This is a genomic window from Bacteroides sp. BFG-606, from assembly GCF_024788145.1.
GTDB lineage: Bacteria > Bacteroidota > Bacteroidia > Bacteroidales > Bacteroidaceae > Bacteroides > Bacteroides vicugnae.
The window spans coordinates 2,263,687-2,282,607 of record NZ_JANUIL010000001.1 but is presented as its reverse complement, the minus strand read 5'-3'; the positions used below and the strand labels follow the sequence as shown (position 1 = coordinate 2,282,607).

Sequence of the window (18,921 nt, the reverse complement as noted above, 5' to 3'; positions counted from 1 at the left end):
TTCCTCGTCCTCTGTCAAGTTGTTATTTATTGACTTATTATTCAAACGATCCCATACGGAGGTAGTTTACTTCTGCTTCCGACAGGTAACGCCAGTCTCCGCGACGCAGCCCTTTTTTGGTCAGTCCGGCGAAGAACACACGGTCGAGTTTCACTACTTTGTAACCCAGTGATTCGAAAATACGGCGAACGATACGATTCTTACCGGAGTGAATTTCGATACCTACCTGGTCTTTTTGAAATCATCTGTATAGCTGATTGCATCTGCATGGATTTCGCCATCTTCCAACTGGATACCAGCTGCAATCTGATCCATATCCGCTTTTGTCAGGTTCTTGTCCAGATGAACATGATATATTTTCTTCTTCAGGAATTTCGGGTGTGTCAGCTTGGAAGCCAGATCACCGTCATTCGTCAGCAAGAGTACACCAGTCGTGTTACGGTCAAGACGTCCTACGGGATAAATACGTTCGTTGCAAGCGCCTTTTACCAGATCCATTACCGTACGGCGTTCCTGCGGATCATCCGATGTAGTAACCGTATCTTTCGGCTTATTCAACAATACGTATACCTTACGTTCGATGCTTACCGGTTCATCGTGGAACTTAACCACATCCGAACGTTTGATCTTTGTACCCAATTCCGTTACTATTTCACCGTTTACAGAAACCACACCTGCCGTGATAAATTCATCAGCCTCGCGACGTGAACAAACACCGGCATTAGCCAGGAACTTATTCAGACGGATCGGTTCATTCGGATCAATAAACTGTTCCTTGTACTCGATCTGTTTCTTTACGCTATACTTAGCATTCGGATCATAATCGCCGGTACGCGGACGAGGACGATAGCCTCCTTGTGAACGGTCATTGTTGTATCTCGGACGATAGCCGCCACCACCGTTGTTGCTACGATAGCCACCACCTTCACCGTTGTTGAAACGGGGACGATACGGACGGTCACCACCTTCACGGTTGTAAGAAGGACGTTGAGGACGGTCGCTACCTTCGCCGTTATTGAAACGGGGACGGTACGGACGGTCACTACCTTCACGGTTGTAAGAAGGACGTTGAGGACGGTCACCACCTTCGCCGCTATTGAAACGGGGACGCTGGGGACGGTCATAAGAACCACCTTCACGATTGTAGGAAGGACGTTGGGGACGGTCATAAGAACCACCTTCGCGGTTGTAAGAACGTTGCGGGCGTTCGCCTCCTTCATTATTGTTATTGAAGCGAGGACGATACGGACGATCGCCACCTTCACGATTGTAAGAAGGACGTTGGGGACGATCGCCATAAGAGCGGTCACCATACGAACGCTGCGGGCGTTCGCCTCCTTCATTGTTGGCATTAAATCGCGGGCGATACGGACGATCCCCGCCTTCACGGTTGTAAGAAGGACGATACGGACGTTCTCCACCTTCTCTGTTGTAAGACCTGTTACCATCACGGCCGGCACCTGTATTCTCTTCATTGAAAGAATTTTCGCGCCATTCTTCGTTTTCTGTGCTCATTTTTTTTATTCGAATAAAATTAGACTTTGGCCTCACGGCCTATTTAAAAACACGTTTATTATATAAGTAAACAATTAAAGCCCCGTATAAGTATGGGGAGTGATTGCTCTTAACTCTTTTTTAATATCTTCGCTTACATTCAATTCTTCGATAAACTCTTTAATAGAACTTTCTGTAATAGCCTGATTGGTCCGGGTTAAAGCTTTCAAAGCTTCATACGGATGCGGATAAGCCTCACGGCGGAGAATGGTCTGAATAGCTTCTGCCACTACGCTCCAGCAGTTATCCAAGTCACGATAGATAGCCGGTTCGTTCAGCAACAGTTTACGCAATCCCTTCAAAGAACTCTGAATGGCAATCACGATATGACCGAAAGGCACACCTACATTACGCAGCACTGTCGAGTCTGTCAAGTCGCGCTGCAAACGGGAAACAGGAAGTTTCACAGCCAAGTGTTCCAGGATAGACGTTGCTATACCCAGGTTACCTTCCGCATTTTCAAAGTCAATCGGATTCACTTTATGCGGCATGGCGCTTGAGCCCACTTCTCCGGCTTTGATCTTCTGTTTAAAGTACTCCATAGAGATATACTGCCAGAAGTCACGATTCATATCGACCATAATTGTATTGATACGCTTCATGCTATCAAAAACAGCAGAGAGGTTATCATAGTTCGAAATCTGCGTAGTATATTCTTCACGTTCCAGCCCCAGTTTTTCTGCAACAAACCGATTACCGAATTGTTTCCAGTCATATTGAGGATAAGCTACATGATGCGCATTGTAATTTCCGGTAGCACCACCAAACTTAGCGGTAATCGGACATGCTTTCAACATGGCCAGCTGACGTTCGAGACGGTAAACGAATACCATCACTTCCTTGCCTAAACGAGTAGGAGAAGCCGGTTGACCGTGAGTTTTGGCAAGCATCGGAATGTTAGCCCATTCTGTTGCATAAGTTTTCAACTGCGCAATCAACTCTTCAATCAACGGATAGTAAACCTGTTCCAATGCTTCTTTGATAGAAAGAGGAACAGACGTATTGTTAATATCCTGAGAAGTCAGTCCGAAGTGGATGAATTCTTTATAGTCATCCATTCCGCCCATCTTGTCAAATTCTTCTTTCAGGAAGTATTCTACGGCCTTCACGTCGTGGTTAGTTACACTTTCGATATCTTTAATGCGCTGTGCGTCTGCTTCAGAGAAGTTACGGTAGATATTCCGTAAAGTTTCAAACACGTTGCTATCGATTCCTTTTAATTGCGGCAAAGGGAGTTCGCACAAGGTGATAAAGTATTCCACCTCTACCTGTACACGGTATTTAATCAGTGCAAATTCAGAGAAATAAGCTGCCAAAGCTTTAGTTTTGCCTCTATATCGACCATCAATCGGAGATATGGCCGTCAATACATCAAGTTCCATACGTTTTCTTAGATAATTATCAGACTGCAAAATTAACTCTTTTTCCTGAGTTATAAGGTAAAAGGAGAAAGAAAGTTTGTATAAAAGAGGTAAGAAATAAAAAAAAGTCTCACGAATTCATCCGTAAGACTTCTTTTTGTGTGGGCGTTGACGGATTCGAACCGCCGACCCTCTGCTTGTAAGGCAGATGCTCTGAACCAGCTGAGCTAAACGCCCTTGTTAATGAGCCGGAAGTGCTTCGTTTTTTTGTGTGGGCGTTGACGGATTCGAACCGCCGACCCTCTGCTTGTAAGGCAGATGCTCTGAACCAGCTGAGCTAAACGCCCTTACACTTCCGTTTCAAAAGCGATGCAAAGGTACGGCATTTTTTGAATTCTGCAAACATTTCATGTATTATTTTTCAAGAAAGTTTTTGTCTAATAAAGGAAAGCTCTGATTATCAACAAATAATACAAAAAAGTTTTTTTTCTTGCAACTTTCACTTCGTCCAGTCCTTCTAATAGATAAAGCAACCTATTTACGAATCACACGTGCCGGATTCCCGACTGCAACACTGTCGTCGGGAATATCTTTCGTCACAACGCTCCCCGCTCCTATCACACAACGATTACCGATCGTCACACCGGGACAGATAATAGCGCCGCCGCCAATCCAGCAGTCTTCACCAATCGTCACCGGATAAGCATATTCCTTAGAGCCTCTTCTTTCCTGATAATCCATTGGATGATGCGGCGTATAAATTTGCACGCAAGGGCCGACCAGTGTGTGAGCACCAATCGTGATATATCCTCCATCGAGGAAAGTGCAATTGGCATTAACAAACACATGTTCACCCAACTTAATTCCGTCTCCGTGGTCGCAATGGAAAGGCGGGCATATAATAGAAGTTTCAGGAATCCCCGGCACCAACTTTTCCAATAATTCCCTATACCCCGCATCGTATGTACTCATTCCCCGCATACGTGCCAATAGTTTTTTGGCATGTTCAAAACGTACCTGCAATTCCGGTGCAGACATATCAGCCAACTGGCTACTACGCATCTTCTCAACTTCCGTCATACTTTATACTTCTTTACCGTTAGTAAATACAAACATCTTTTCATTCGAAAGAGATTCGTTAAACTCAAATCCTTCCCAAGAGAAGCCTTTCAGATCCTCCGGATTTTCAACTCGATTCTTCAGAATGAATCGTGTCATTTCACCACGGGACATTTTGATATATATCACTATTGAAGCCAATTTTCCATTCTTCCAGACCTGAAATTCGGGAGTGATGACACGCACCTCTTTTTCTACCCGCTTCCAATCAAACAAACTCTTCATCTCGTCACTGGCCAAATTGCAAAGTATGCCGCCGGCTTTCTTTATATCTTCTATGAACACATCCGTCAGGCGAGACTGCCAATAAGAGAACATCGTCTGATTGCCCAGTTCAGGCAACACTATATCTCCTTCCAACCGATAGGAACGAATGACATCCAAAGGCCTCAACAACCCATAACAAAAGGAAGTCAGCCGCAGGTGTTCCTGTGCATATTCAAATTCTTCTTTCGAGAAATCTTTTGCATTCAGCCGTTTGAACACAATTCCGGTATAAGCCAATAAAGCTGGCAGTTCCGGTGTACCCTCTGCATGAAAAGCCTGATAACGCTTGTAATTTTCCACAGCTATCTTAGCATTCACACGCAACAGACGCTCCAGTTCGTCCACCGAAAACTGTGACATTTGCAAAGCAACCCCGGAAGCTTCTTTTTGAAATCGTGGAACCGTCTTCAAAGGAACTTTTACCTTTGAAGTTTCACTCATAGTCTTGGCACAAGATAGAAGTACTAACATTGCTAAATCTGATTTTATCTTTTCAAGAAACAAAAGTAAATAATAAAAAGCAAAAAAACATTCTACTAGAGATTTTAAATATTACAAGTTGCTGTCATCCGTCACCCAAAGCCTAATAATGCATTGACTATAAACAAGTAAGACTGTGACAGCAAGACGTGATGGCATGGTGACAGCACCATTTTCCGTCACCATGCCGTCACACTTTATCAATGCATCCTTCCGCTATAAGACTTTCATCCCTTCGGATGATGAAATCAAGGAAGCCTTAGTTTAGTTAGTTTCCAGCCACTGAAACTTTAGTTTCTCACTGGTGAAACTCCAGTTTCTCACCGATGAAACTTTAGTTTCACACCGACGAAACTCTAGTTTCACAGTGCGGAACTACCAGTAGCAAGGCACATAAAAAAGAACCCTCTCTTTGAACAAGCCAAAGAAAGAGTTCTTTTTCTTAAATAAACGACTAAAACAGTTTATTTATATTCCTGCCAGCTCTTGATCTGAATATCACCCAATTTCAATTCGCAGAATGCTTCGATAAAGGCACTTGCCAGACGAGCATTTGTAATCAATGGAATGTTGTGATCAATCGCACCGCGACGGATACGATAGCCGTTCGTCAATTCACGCTTACTATGATTCTTCGGAATGTTAACGATCAAATCAAACTTATGGTCAGCAATCATCTTCATCACGTTGTTCTCTGCACCCGGTTTTTCATCCGGCCAATAAACCGGAATTGTGTCTACTCCATGAGCGTTCAGGAAAGCTGCAGTTCCGGCAGTAGCATAAATCTGATATCCCTTAGCAAACAACATACGGCTAGCATCCAGCAAATCCACCTTCGACTTCATGGCACCGGAAGAGAACATAACCGCTTTTTCAGGAATCTTGAATCCGGTAGCAATCATCGAATTCAGTAATGCTTCAGAGAAATCGTCCCCAATACATCCAACTTCACCCGTAGAAGACATATCCACACCCAATACCGGGTCGGCATTGTGCAGACGAGAGAAAGAAAATTGAGAAGCTTTTACACCAATCCAGTCGATATCAAACGCAGATTTGTCCGGACGTGAGTACGGAGCATCCAGCATGATACGGGTAGCTGTTTCGATGAAGTTACGTTTCAGAACTTTAGACACAAACGGGAAGCTACGAGAAGCACGCAAGTTACATTCGATAACTTTCACTTCGTTGTTACGAGCCAGGAACTGGATATTGAACGGACCGGAGATATTGAGTTCTTTGGCAATCTGACGGCTGATCTTCTTGATACGGCGTGCCGTTGCAAAGTAAATCTTCTGTGCCGGGAATACCAGTGTAGCGTCACCGGAGTGAACACCGGCAAATTCCACGTGTTCGGAAATTGCGTATTCCACCACTTCACCATTCTGGGCAACAGCGTCAAATTCAATTTCTTTTGTATTTTCAAGGAATTGAGAAACAACTACCGGGTATTCTTTAGAAACTTCGGCAGCCATCTTCAGGAAGTTCTCCAATTCTTCATCATCGTAGCAAACATTCATTGCAGCTCCCGAAAGAACATAAGAAGGACGAACCAATACCGGATAGCCTACTTTTTCTACGAATCCTTTCACCTCTTCGAGACTGGTAAGTTCCATCCATGCCGGTTGGTCGATACCTAGTTGGTCGAGCATAGCGGAGAACTTGTTACGGTTTTCAGCACGGTCGATAGAGATCGGAGAAGTACCTAGTACAGGAACCGACTGGCGGTAAAGTTTCATAGCCAGGTTGTTCGGAATCTGTCCACCTACAGAGACAATCACACCGCGAGGTTGTTCAAGGTCGATTACGTCGAGTACACGTTCGAACGAAAGTTCGTCGAAGTACAGACGGTCGCACATATCATAGTCAGTAGAAACCGTTTCAGGGTTGTAGTTGATCATGATTGACTTGTAACCCAACTTGCGGGCTGTCTGAACGGCATTTACCGAACACCAGTCAAACTCAACCGAGCTACCGATGCGGTAAGCACCCGAACCCAGTACCACTACTGATTTTTCATTCTTATAATAGTTTACATCATAACCTTCTACTGCATAAGTCATATACAGGTAGTTAGTCAGTTCCGGATGTTCGGAAGCGACGGTATTGATACGTTTCACAGCCGGAAGAATACCCAAAGCTTTTCGATGAGCACGTACAGCCAAGTTTTCTTTCTCCATATTTCCAGTCGGGTTCAAGACGAAGCGGGCAATCTGGAAGTCAGAGAAACCTAAGATCTTCGCTTCACGCATCACGTCAGCCGGAATATCTTCTACCTTATTATAAGCAGACAATTTAGCTTTGTAGTCTACGATATTTTTCAGTTTGCCAAGGAACCAGGGATCGATCTTAGTCAGGTCGTGGATACGTTCGATAGTGTAACCTTCTTCCATGGCCTGTGCGATAGAGAAGATACGTAAGTCAGTCGGACAGGAAAGTTCTTTATCCAAATCGTCAAAGTGCAGTTCGTCGTTACCTACGAAACCGTGCATCCCCTGACCAATCATACGAAGTCCTTTCTGGATGATTTCTTCGAAAGAACGACCGATAGACATAATTTCACCTACCGACTTCATGCTTGAACCGATCTCACGAGATACACCGGCAAACTTAGTCAAGTCCCAACGAGGAATCTTACAGATGTAATAGTCAAGTTCAGGAGCTGAATATGCTGAATTCGGAGTACCCATTTCACCGATCTGGTCGAGTGTATAGCCGAGTGCTACTTTAGCAGCAACGAATGCCAACGGATAACCGGTAGCTTTAGACGCCAATGCAGAAGAACGGCTCAAACGGGCATTTACTTCAATCACACGGTAGTCGTCCGTATCAGAGTTGAAAGCATACTGAATGTTACACTCACCCACGATACCGAGGTGACGGATACATTTAGTAGAAAGTTCTTTCAACAGAGTCAATTCTTTATCATCCAGTGAACAGGTAGGAGCCACTACGATGGATTCACCGGTATGGATACCCAGCGGGTCAAAGTTTTCCATGCTGGCTACTGTGAAGCAATGGTCGTTAGCGTCACGGATCACTTCAAATTCGATTTCTTTCCAGCCTTTCAAAGATTCTTCTACCAGAATTTGTTTAGAGAAAGCAAAGGAACTTTCAGCCAGTTTCAGGAATTCTTCTTCGTCGGCACAGATACCGCTACCAAGACCACCCAATGCATAAGCAGAACGTACCATGACAGGATAACCTATTCTGCGTGCAGCAGCGATGGCATCTTCCATGTTTTCTACTGCCTGGCTAACCGGAGTCTTCATCTCGATTTCGTTCAGTTTCTTCACGAACAAATCACGGTCTTCTGTATACATGATAGCTTCTACCGATGTACCAAGCACCTTTACTCCGTATTTATCAAGAATACCCTGTGTGTAGAGTTCCGCACCGCAGTTCAACGCAGTCTGTCCGCCGAATGCCAGCAAGATACCATCAGGACGTTCTTTCTTGATAATTTCTTCTACAAAATAAGTATTTACGGGAAGGAAATACACTTTATCGGCAATACCTTCAGAAGTCTGAATGGTTGCGATGTTCGGGTTTACCAATACTGAGCTGATACCTTCTTCTTTCAAAGCTTTCAGTGCTTGTGAGCCTGAGTAGTCGAACTCTCCGGCTTGTCCGATTTTGAGTGCTCCAGAACCCAAAACGAGAACTTTCTTGATTTCCTTTTCCATTTCTTTTGTTGTTATAATAAGTTGTTATTTCTAAGTTCGTCCATAAAAAAAATGCGTTACCCTCAAAAAAGGATTAACGCATTACCAAAGAACTAAAATATCGTTTTTGGAGAAAAGAGAAGAAGTCTGCCGTTTCCGGGTGCAAAACATCCGAATGTAGATAATACTTACTTCTGATTTCCTGTTGATTCATTGTCGATTTCAAAATTTGTGCAAAGTAACGACATATTTTGCACATGACAAAAAGAAACGTTCACTTTTTTACTGAAATAGTTTACCGCGTCAATGAAACGGTTGTTTTTCCATTGGCTTTTTTAATGAATACTTTCTTGTATGGTTCGTCGTCGTCCGAGTAAACATGTACGCCATTATATTTCCAAGATATTATTTTTGCCCAATATTTACCGCCAACAACGTCTCTATCCGTATATTTATAGGTGATTTCCATTGCATCCTTTTCATCATTTACATAAATTGGAAAAGAATAAGTGCTCTGTCTTTCATCTCCATAAGCGCTCACTGTGCAATAGTAGAGTTTTTCCTCTTCGTCATAAAGAATCCAGTTATGGTTACCGTTATAATTGCCATGTTCCTGGAGATCTTCCGTACGTTCTATCGGATTTTCTATTTCTTCTCTCCATGATACAGGAAAAGTTTCTTTATTCTCCGGATTTATCAGACTGTTTCCATTCTCATCTATATAGTAAAATTGCACCGTGTTACCTCTCGAAAAGAAATTTCCATCCGGGATGCTATCATACCAGCCTTCTTCCTCATCAGTCATTTCATCATTACAACCTATCAGGCTGAATGTACCTAAAACGAATAGCAACATTCCTAGTAGTTTTCCCGTTTTCATAATATAAAAGTTTTTAGATACCGACAAAGATATTGAATTAATCCGGTAAACAGAATATTTTCTTTAATAATTTTCTGATAGATAGCTCATTTTCAAGACTAACAGTAGTAAGCATTAATCATGAAGTAGCTACATTTTGATGTATCTTTCAGTTTTTATCCTTATCTTTGTTGCCATTATATAATAAGGTAATAAAATATGGGAAAAGAAAAAATCATATTGACGGGCGACCGTCCTACCGGAAGACTTCATATCGGTCACTATGTAGGTTCGTTGAAACGCAGAGTTGACCTGCAAAACGCAGGTGATTATAGCAAGATGTTTATCTTCATTGCCGATTCGCAAGCATTGACAGACAATATAGACAATCCGGAAAAGGTGCGTCAGAATGTAATTGAAGTAGCCCTTGACTATCTGGCTTGTGGCATAGATCCGTCTAAAGCTACCATCTTCATACAGTCGCAAATTCCGGAATTATGCGAGCTTAGCTTCTATTATATGGACCTTGTAAGCGTATCCCGCCTGCAACGTAACCCGACTGTGAAATCGGAAATCCAGATGCGTAACTTTGAAGCTAGTATTCCCGTAGGTTTCTTCACTTATCCTATCAGCCAGGCAGCGGACATCACAGCATTCCGTGCAACAACTGTCCCTGTGGGTGAAGACCAGGAACCAATGCTCGAACAGGCTCGTGAAATCGTTCGCCGTTTCAACTATATATATGGTGAGACATTGGTAGAACCGGAAATCCTGTTGCCGGACAATGCAGCCTGCCTGCGTCTTCCGGGAACTGACGGTAAAGCTAAAATGAGTAAATCACTCGGAAACTGTATCTACCTTTCGGAAGAACCGGAAGAAATCCAGAAGAAGATTATGAGTATGTATACCGATCCGGGACATCTCCGTGTACAAGACCCGGGAAAGATTGAAGGTAACACCGTATTCACTTACCTTGACGCTTTCTGCCTTCCCGAACATTTCGAACGCTACTTACCGGATTATCCGAATCTGGCAGAATTGAAAGCACATTATCAACGCGGCGGACTGGGCGACGTAAAAGTGAAACGTTTCCTAAACTCTATTATGCAAGAAATACTCGAACCGATTCGTAATCGTCGTAAAGAGTTCAGCAAAGATATTCCGGCTATCTATGACATGCTTCAGCAAGGATGCGAAGTAGCCAGAGCTGCTGCTGCCGAGACTTTGGCAGATGTGAAAAAAGCAATGAAGATCAATTATTTCGATGACAAGGAGTTAATCGAGGAACAGGTAAAACGTTTCTCACAGGAATAAGGAAGTTTGCATAAAAACGTATCATATAAAGTAAAGGCTGCCTACTCTAAGAAAGAATGGCAGCCTTTATTATAATATACAATTTAAGATTTAGCTAACTTCATCTTCGTCATTCTTGAATAATACATCCTTTAGTTTCTGATAAAGGAATGAAAGTATCAGTAATATCAGTCCGAGAATGATGAACACAATGATTTTACCAATAGTAGGCATTGCCCACAAATCGTCAAATACAAGTTTAAGCAGAACGATTCCGAAAGTCGAAAGGCTTATCATGCGCATGACTTTCTGATGCAAACGCATCCCTAGTCCCATCTGAACAAATCCGGCAATACTTAATGAAAGCGAAAGACCGGCACTGAAATCATCCACTCCTACCTGCCAGAGGAAAGAGCGCACCATTGTCACCCAAAGAAGAGTGACCAGAATATTGAGATAAATAGTGAAACGACTCTTGATGCCGATTAATAGATAGTATTGGCGTGCCACATAATAGATATTCGCTATTACAAAGGCTGCCGTGAACCATCGCAGTACAACAGGCACAAAAGCCATGTTCTCCCATTGGTCTCCCCATATATTTATGATGTATACAAGCGAATTTACCCCAATAGCCAGCATATAGAAAGTCAGATATCGGGTGATCGGGAATCTTTTTCTGAAAGCATAACAAACACTCGAAATGGCAATGGCAGTAAACAAGAACATTGCTCCGCTCCTCGTAGCTCCCTCAAAATGCAGGTGGAACTCCATCATAAATGTATAATAGAGTATAGCTACAGAGACAAAAAGCATGAAAGGATTCCAGAAACCATATTTCAGTTGACGGGCTGTAGAGAAGAATGAGCTATAATGTCCTATCAACAAAGCAAATGCTCCGGTAGCCAGCCCTACAAACAAAGAGGTGGCAAATGAACTGTTCAGGAAAATAGTGCCGACAACATGATGTTCATACATTACTACATTATATATATCCATCAGGTAAGAAATAAAGGTGAGTCCCACCAGTATCTTTGCCGCATATTCATATACCCGGATTCTCGACTTGATATAAAGCCATAACAATAACACCATTTCTGACGCCCAAACTAATGTTATATAATTTCCATCCAACTGAATCGGAACAGTAATAGAGACAAATGTCAACACAAGTCCCAAAGTGGTATACACCAAGAATTTATAGTCCTTCCGGCTCTTCCATAACCAAAGCACCAGCCCTAAATTAACAAGAGCGATAAACAGGCTCAACAAACCGCTTGCTTTGAAAGACCATCCCATATTCCGCAAGAACAAAGCTCCCGAAAGCAAATAAATAAAATTATTCGTTATAATGACGAATACCAGTCCCCGACTCATTGTTCGCATATCTTCCCCACGAAGAATGGAGAACACCGGAAGCAGAAAGATAAAATAAAACAGAGTGGTAAACAAAAACAAGTGCCCCGAAATAACTGTAGAACTGGAGGTATAGCTAAATAAAAGAAAGATTCCCATTATCAGCCAGGTAAAGACAAATGAGATAATCGGAAGCTCACCCCACTTCTTATAAATGGAAAGTCCGAACATACCGAGATTCAGGATACTTACATAAGTGAACAGTACCAGATAACTTCCCTCTCCACTGCTTACGATGAAAGGTGCAAGAAATCCTCCGACAAGTGAAATGATAGCCAGTTCGCGCCGATTGTACACCACAGACAGAACAGACATAAATACAGTGACGCCTATCAGAATGATAAACGCCATAGTCTGCGAGAAGATATGATAATAATGGAATGCAATGGCAACCGTAAGATAGAATACAGCAAAAGCGCCACCCGCAAGTAGCGAGCTAAATGTACGATATTTCTTTTGCAACCGTTCGGCAACGGCCAGCAATACAGCTCCCGTCAGGAAACCAAGTACGGTACGGAAAGTCTCATTGATCCAATTCTTATCAATAGCATACTTCACAAAGAAACCTACACCGATGACGAATATAAGGATACCGATCTTTCCGAAGAGATTCTCACCGATGAACCTCTCGTAATTCACTTGCTTCTTTTGTCTTGAAACAGCCGGAGCAACCGGGATAACCGGAACAGTCGGAGATTTAGCAGATTCTTTTCGAACAGCCTCAATACAAACTTCTTCCAGTTCTGTTTCAACCGTCTTTTCTAGTGTCTCACGTACTGTTTCAACAACCGATTCTTGTTTTTCCGGAACAACTTTCCCTTGTTGTGCAGCCTTTATTACCGTAACATGCTCTGTCATTTGAGAGATCAAAGGGACATCTTCTGTTTCTTTTACAACTATTTCCTCTTTAGGTTTATGCTCTTCAGTAGCAGCCTTTTGCTGAAGTTTGAGATAATCGTCCATTCGTTTCTTTATCTCATTCAATTCTCTCTCTACTTTCCCGAAGCGATTATCCAACCTACTCAATAGCACAAATAGCATAACTAAAACAAGTAGCGCATATACAGTATTAAAATCGTCCATAATATTCCAGATTTGAGTTCGATATCACAAATATAGATAATAATTAATAGTCTCAATCAATTGTTATTAAATTATTTGGATTATCGCAACAATGTAAGTTTACATCAATTACACAAATCAGACTACAGATCTCAAAGTCTGAAGATAGCAATCGCCCTTTACCTTTATCCCAGGCCCCCGATGAATAAAGAGTTGGCGGGTGAATGGCGACTCTTACACCAGCTTTTTCACTTTGCTTTGCATGCAATATCATTATAGCTAATCAGAATATCATTATAGCTAACAGGAATATGCTAATAGCAAAAACAAATATGCTAATAGATTATTTTTTTCATTGGGATGATTAAAAAAAACATTGCAGTGTTTTCTCCAATTAATACAAGGATTTTAGAAAACACTGTAATGACATTTTTTCGATATGTAATGTGATGAATACAGTAATGAAAAGGACTTCCTTCACCCGCAAACAGTGTATTCATCGAGAGTTCAGAAAAAAGGTGAAGGGGATGGGAAAATTACAACTCGCATTCACATTCTCTACCAAACTAATAAAAAGGCAGCTGAAAGCGAAAATACCTTATTTCAGGATTCGCTTTCAGCCGCCTTCTCTCTTTCAGCAGGCGATCACAAAGAATCGCCGGATACTGAAATTATATGATTACTGTGCTGATTCGACCAATACTACACGGTTCAGAATCGGTTGACCGAATTTGTCAACACCACCACCGGCTGCAACTTTCAATCTATCGGCAGAGATGCCATACTTTTTAACGAGCAGGTCTTTAACAACTTGCGCACGTTCCAAGCTCAACTTCTGGTTGAAAGCCGGAGTACCTGTTGCAGAGTCTGCATATCCGTTGATTGTGTATGTAGCATTCGGAGTATCTTTTATCTTGCTGGCAAGATATGACAAGTTCATTTCTTCCTGCGGAGATAATTTATCAGAACCAATCTTGAAGAATACAGTACGCGGAGCAATGTTAGTATCTGTTATAACAACTTCTTCAGTATCTTCTACTTCAACCGGTTGTTGTGCATTTGCCAACTGCTGTTGTAATTGCATATTAGCTGCTGCCATTGCATTCATCTGATTACGCATCTGGTTCAATTCGAGTTCAGAGATAATCTGTGGAACCGGACGTTGGAATCCGCGAGTTGGGAAATAATAAGTTACACCAATAGTAGCACCTAAGATACCATCGTAATCAGGTTTACTTCCGTGTTCGCCGTCAAACTTGCCTTCCAGACCTGTTGCACTCAATTCCAAGTTCAAGTCAACAGCATTCGACAAACGGAAGCGGTTGATAATACCTGCATTGAAAGTAGCGGAGTTAGTGTGAGGACGAGAATAAGCATGAGCCCAACCAGCACCAATATAAGGGATAATTTCATATACACGGTTCGGATTGTATCCACCGAAAAGTGCGTTCAGGTTAATCATCAAATCACCATGCAAGTTCATGTAGTCCCATCTTTGTTTGTAAGAGCCATCTTCTCTCGGACCGCCAACCACATAATTAGCAGTTTCGCTGGTGGTGAATCCTTTGGCCTGTAGACCGCTGTACTGCAAACGCAATCCGAATCCCGGAGTTACCCATTTACCAACAGACACGTTGAATGTAGGAGCGACACGATCTCTGAACTTACCGATATGGTCATTGTTTCCATACAATACCTGAGCACCTCCTCCTACAGAGAAGAACCAGTTACTCCAGAAAGGATTAGTTATTACTTGATATTTATCTTGCACCTGAATCACTTCGTATTCAGTTACAGTCATTGTCTGCTGCGCAGAAGCGACAGACGCAACGCCGGCAAATGCCAGCAACATCAGAATCTTTTTCATATACCTAATAGTTAAGTGGTTATTTAAATCTTTTTCTTTGTTGAACTATTTAAATAACACGAACTGGACTAAAAGGTTTTAGGAAAAGATGAATTTATTTGTTTTATTTGAATAATCTTTCGATGTCCTCCTCCTTAATAGTTGTCAAAACGATTTTCCCGTCGGGTGTGTAATTCGGTGAGGGACAGGCAAAAAGGTTGTCTACAAGGCTTACCATTTCTTCATTACTCAACACCTGTCCGTAGACAATAGCCGCTGCCCGCGCCAATGTAATTGCCAGAATACTTTGAATCTCTTCTTTAACGTCACTTCCTTTTTCCATCGCTGTATGTAGCATATTACGCACCAGCTCGACCGGATTCAGTCCTTCAATACCCGAAGGAATACCATTAATGGCATAACTACCGCCTCCCAGATTGCTCAAATCGAAGCCGACTGCCGACAAATCATCCATAATACTTTGAAGAACAGCAGCTTCCGAAGCCGGTAATTGTAATATTTCCGGAAAAAGAACGCCCTGCGATACTCCCTGTTTCTGCTGTATCTGTATCATATAGCGATCAAAAAGCACCCGTATGTGTGCCCGGTGTTGGTCGATTAACATTAAACCGGATTTAACTGAAGTCAGAATAAACCGCCCTTTGAACTGTAAATGCTGATTCCCCTTTTCCATCACCGGTTCATTGGCATACAAAGTAGAAGAAGCAGCGGATGTCATCGTCTCTATCTTTTCTTCCACAAAGGCCGATTCGCCTCCAATAGAAGAATCCGCCCAATCCATTTCGGGTTCCGGCTGCGGATTATTCATCTTACTGGCTTTTGTCAGCCCTCCGTACAAATCCTCCCATTCTACTTTCGAACGGCTATACGATCCGCCGCCACCGGTAGAGACTTTAAACGGATTATATTCTGTATTATAATGTACCTTCGGAGGTTCGGAAGATATCTTTTCCTCAAATGCCGGAATGTCAGGCATATCCTCCGTATCAAAATCAATGGAAGGGATAGCACTGAACTTACCCAACGATTCCTTAACGGATGCTGAAAGTATCTGCCAGATGGCCTGCTCATTCTCAAACTTGATTTCGGTCTTTGTCGGATGAATATTTACGTCAATATTGGCCGGATCCACATCAAAATAGATAAAATAAGAAATCTGTTCGCCGACGGGAATCAACTGCTCATAAGCCTCCATGACTGCCTTATGGAAATAAGGATGGCGCATATAGCGTCCGTTGACAAAGAAATACTGATGGGCTCCTTTCTTACGGGCAGTCTCCGGTTTGGCTACGTATCCGGAGATTTTCACCATGGTAGTATTCACGTCTATATTCAGTAATTGCTGGTTGAGCTTCTTACCGAAAATAGCAAGAATACGCTGACGCAACTGTGATACCGGAAGATTGAAAAGTTCCGAATCATTACTATAAAGCGAAAAGGCAACTTCCGGATGCACCAAAGCGATACGCTCAAATTCGGCAAGGATGTTACTCAATTCAGTGGAATTAGCCTTTAGAAATTTACGACGGGCAGGCACATTAAAGAACAGGTTCTTTACAGAGAAGTTGCTTCCTTTAGAACAGGATATAGCCTCCTGACTCTCCACTTGAGAACCTGCAATCACCAGCTTCGTTCCCAGTTCTTCCGATTCCGGGCGCGTCTTTAGTTCTACCTGCGCCACTGCTGCGATGGATGCCAATGCTTCTCCGCGAAATCCCATGGTACGCAAAGCAAACAAGTCCGCAGCTTCCCGTATCTTGGAAGTAGCATGCCGCTCAAAAGAGAGACGGGCATCCGTTTCGGACATTCCTTTTCCATCGTCAATCACCTGAATACAGGTTTTACCCGCATCAGTCACTAACACATGTATATTTTGCGCATCTGCATCAATCGCATTCTCCACTAGCTCCTTGATAACAGATGCCGGACGTTGTATTACTTCACCGGCAGCAATCTGGTTAGCTACCGAATCAGGTAACAAATGAATGATATCGCTCATACTTCGTAAATTAACAATTAAAAACTCCAGCTTCCTGTTGCTAAATAATGCCACAGATAGAGAAGGAAGGCTATGATTATCAGTATGATTCCGAAAGAGACTGGTTTGCGGCCACTTGCTTTTCTTCTTTTCAAATGTGTAGTACCTTCGACGAATTTACCGCGAATATCTTCCGGATTAAATTCTTTCTCCGGCAGCATTCCCAAGTCACGTTTGGCGTTCTCCTCCATCTTAGCGAGCTTTTCTTTCCGCTCGTCCACATAAATGTATTGATGATTAAAGCCCCGGGGCTTTCTCATTGAGTTAAACATTCCCATACTACTTCATATTTATTAAGTTTCGCTTTTCTGTCTTTGGTCGCCGGTCGGTAGTCGGCTTCAATGTTTCTCCCGCACGCTTGCTGCGCCAGTTGAAAATATCGTCCTTATTCAGCGGACGGACATAGTCGAACCAGGCAAAAGTGGGAAGACGCAGTTTATCAGGCGGTATCTGGTCCATCGGATACATCGTTCCGTTGGATTTGCCGATAAAGAGTCCTTTTTCCATTTTCTTATCCTTCATATAAAGATGGAGCATACTACCTTCCAGACAATTAAATCCGGTCATCGTACTGTCTTTCTCTTCAGGATAAAAAGCTGTCAATACATTACCGATCACCTCAATATGGCGCATATCTCCATTAACGAAATAGGCTTTCATCTCCTTGCCGGACACTTGATTATAGTGAATAGAGTCTTTCATCTCTACTGTCAATGCCTGGTTGATAATGTGCGCCCAGTCAATCGTACTGTCATTCATATAAATCTTGATCTGCTCACCAAGCAGTTGCTGTCCGTCATTCCAAAGAATAGGGTCAGTATACATGGTCATACAGGAATCTTTCGAATTATAAACCAGTGAGTCACATACTCCCTGAACATCTGTACGATACATACGTACTTTATGGTAAGCCTTCATCAACCGATACAAAGAATCGGTATTCAGATTATAGGACACCATCTGCAAAGTATCTCCATGCAGATAAAGACTGTCTCCCTGTGAATAATCGATAGCAACAGCGCGTTTTGTTGCAAATGCGGAGTCCGTCAATTCATTATAGAAACAATAATCACCCGTCAGCATATTCTTATTAATGGAATCTGTCATCTTCACATTATCGAATGCTTCTCCGTAACCGATTATCCGGTCATAGAAGAGACTGTCGCCTACAAGTTTCTTCCCCTGATTGGTCAGGACCGAACGGTCCAACAATTCCGCTTGTTCGGTCAATGTGTTATAGAATCCCCGTTCCGAATAGATATGATTATTATCACTGACGATATTGGAAGGTCCGAGAATCACTGCTATTTTGTTCTCCGTATTATACCTCAATGTATCGGAGGTCAACACAAACTTAGGATTCACCAGCTTCACATCATGGTTGAATACCGACTGTTTCGTTGCAGGACTATATTCACCCCAGTCAGAAGTCAGTACATTCTCTTCATCCATCAAAGTTCCTCCCTCGAAATAATATCCGAGGTCGTAGAGACGGTCATAGTTCAAACTGTCCGTCAGCAAAGTAGTGTTCCGGTTAATCATCTTCACATTTTCACGAAGTTGCGCAATTTGCGTCATTCCGTCATAATAAAGATAATCACCATAGATGAACAAGGTATCTCCCTGTTCCATACGCACATTACTGAAGGCTTCTACGGAGTTGGTTTTCTCAAAAATCAGTGCACTGTCACAGTACATATACATACTGTCATGGCGCAACTTCACGTTACCAATCAACACCTGCACATCCGGACGTGCCAGCTTATCCGCCTGTCCTTCGTCAGCATGAAGCAAGTAAACTTTGGTCTTTTTATTCTCCGGTTGCTTCTTGTTGTCTTGCGCAAGACATACACCAAACAGGCATAGAAAGCCTATAAGGAGCCATCTATGCCTGTCTTGTTGTTTATTTTTCTTATTCTTTTTCAGCATATAAAGTCAAA

At 42.5% G+C, this 18,921-nt stretch carries 12 protein-coding genes, 2 tRNA genes and 1 pseudogene; 2 read left to right on the top strand and 13 right to left on the bottom strand.

What is annotated here, in order from left to right:
• Positions 1–37: 37 nt before the first annotated feature.
• From NXV01_RS08155 to yaaA, 6 genes and pseudogenes are all read right to left on the bottom strand, one after another.
• Positions 38–1,515: pseudogene (locus tag NXV01_RS08155) on the bottom strand (pseudouridine synthase).
• A gap of 74 nt (positions 1,516–1,589) precedes the next feature.
• A complete protein-coding gene (gene purB, locus NXV01_RS08150) occupies positions 1,590–2,936 on the bottom strand; it encodes an adenylosuccinate lyase (RefSeq protein WP_195648650.1) in 1,347 nt (448 codons plus the stop codon).
• 141 nt (positions 2,937–3,077) lie between these two features.
• Positions 3,078–3,152, bottom strand: a tRNA-Val gene (locus NXV01_RS08145).
• Between the two features lie 35 nt (positions 3,153–3,187).
• A tRNA-Val gene (locus NXV01_RS08140) sits at positions 3,188–3,262 on the bottom strand.
• 187 nt (positions 3,263–3,449) lie between these two features.
• Complete coding sequence (locus NXV01_RS08135; protein WP_148366579.1) at positions 3,450–3,995, bottom strand: sugar O-acetyltransferase; 546 nt, start codon at positions 3,993–3,995, stop codon at positions 3,450–3,452.
• Positions 3,996–3,998: 3 nt separating this feature from the next.
• Entirely contained in the window at positions 3,999–4,772 is a 774-nt protein-coding gene (gene yaaA / locus NXV01_RS08130; protein WP_259022136.1) for a peroxide stress protein YaaA, read from the bottom strand.
• A gap of 145 nt (positions 4,773–4,917) precedes the next feature.
• On the opposite strand from yaaA, the gene NXV01_RS08125 reads away from it, so the two are divergent.
• Positions 4,918–5,049, top strand: a complete 132-nt coding sequence (locus NXV01_RS08125; protein WP_255518787.1) for a hypothetical protein — start codon at positions 4,918–4,920, stop codon at positions 5,047–5,049.
• Positions 5,050–5,245: 196 nt separating this feature from the next.
• On the opposite strand, the gene carB is transcribed toward NXV01_RS08125, so the two are convergent.
• Together carB and NXV01_RS08115 are read right to left on the bottom strand one after the other, a co-directional pair.
• Positions 5,246–8,467 (bottom strand): carbamoyl-phosphate synthase (glutamine-hydrolyzing) large subunit, encoded by a 3,222-nt coding sequence (carB, locus tag NXV01_RS08120; protein WP_148366581.1) that lies wholly within the window; start codon positions 8,465–8,467, stop codon positions 5,246–5,248.
• A gap of 274 nt (positions 8,468–8,741) precedes the next feature.
• Entirely contained in the window at positions 8,742–9,326 is a 585-nt protein-coding gene (locus tag NXV01_RS08115) for a hypothetical protein (protein ID WP_259022135.1), read from the bottom strand.
• 198 nt (positions 9,327–9,524) lie between these two features.
• On the opposite strand from NXV01_RS08115, the gene trpS reads away from it, so the two are divergent.
• A complete protein-coding gene (trpS, locus tag NXV01_RS08110) occupies positions 9,525–10,619 on the top strand; it encodes a tryptophan--tRNA ligase (RefSeq protein ID WP_004297181.1) in 1,095 nt (364 codons plus the stop codon).
• A 90-nt stretch (positions 10,620–10,709) separates the two neighbouring features.
• On the opposite strand, the gene NXV01_RS08105 is transcribed toward trpS, so the two are convergent.
• The 5 genes from NXV01_RS08105 to NXV01_RS08085 form a co-directional block, all read right to left on the bottom strand.
• On the bottom strand, positions 10,710–13,097 hold the full coding sequence (locus NXV01_RS08105; protein ID WP_259022134.1) for a DUF2339 domain-containing protein: 2,388 nt from the start codon (positions 13,095–13,097) through the stop codon (positions 10,710–10,712).
• Positions 13,098–13,755: 658 nt separating this feature from the next.
• Complete coding sequence (locus tag NXV01_RS08100) at positions 13,756–14,943, bottom strand: OmpA family protein (protein ID WP_148366583.1); 1,188 nt, start codon at positions 14,941–14,943, stop codon at positions 13,756–13,758.
• A 103-nt stretch (positions 14,944–15,046) separates the two neighbouring features.
• A complete protein-coding gene (mutL, locus tag NXV01_RS08095) occupies positions 15,047–16,942 on the bottom strand; it encodes a DNA mismatch repair endonuclease MutL (protein ID WP_148366584.1) in 1,896 nt (631 codons plus the stop codon).
• 17 nt (positions 16,943–16,959) lie between these two features.
• Complete coding sequence (locus tag NXV01_RS08090) at positions 16,960–17,259, bottom strand: hypothetical protein (RefSeq protein WP_004297174.1); 300 nt, start codon at positions 17,257–17,259, stop codon at positions 16,960–16,962.
• A 1-nt stretch (position 17,260) separates the two neighbouring features.
• On the bottom strand, positions 17,261–18,910 hold the full coding sequence (locus tag NXV01_RS08085; RefSeq protein ID WP_148366585.1) for an OstA-like protein: 1,650 nt from the start codon (positions 18,908–18,910) through the stop codon (positions 17,261–17,263).
• Positions 18,911–18,921: the final 11 nt, after the last annotated feature.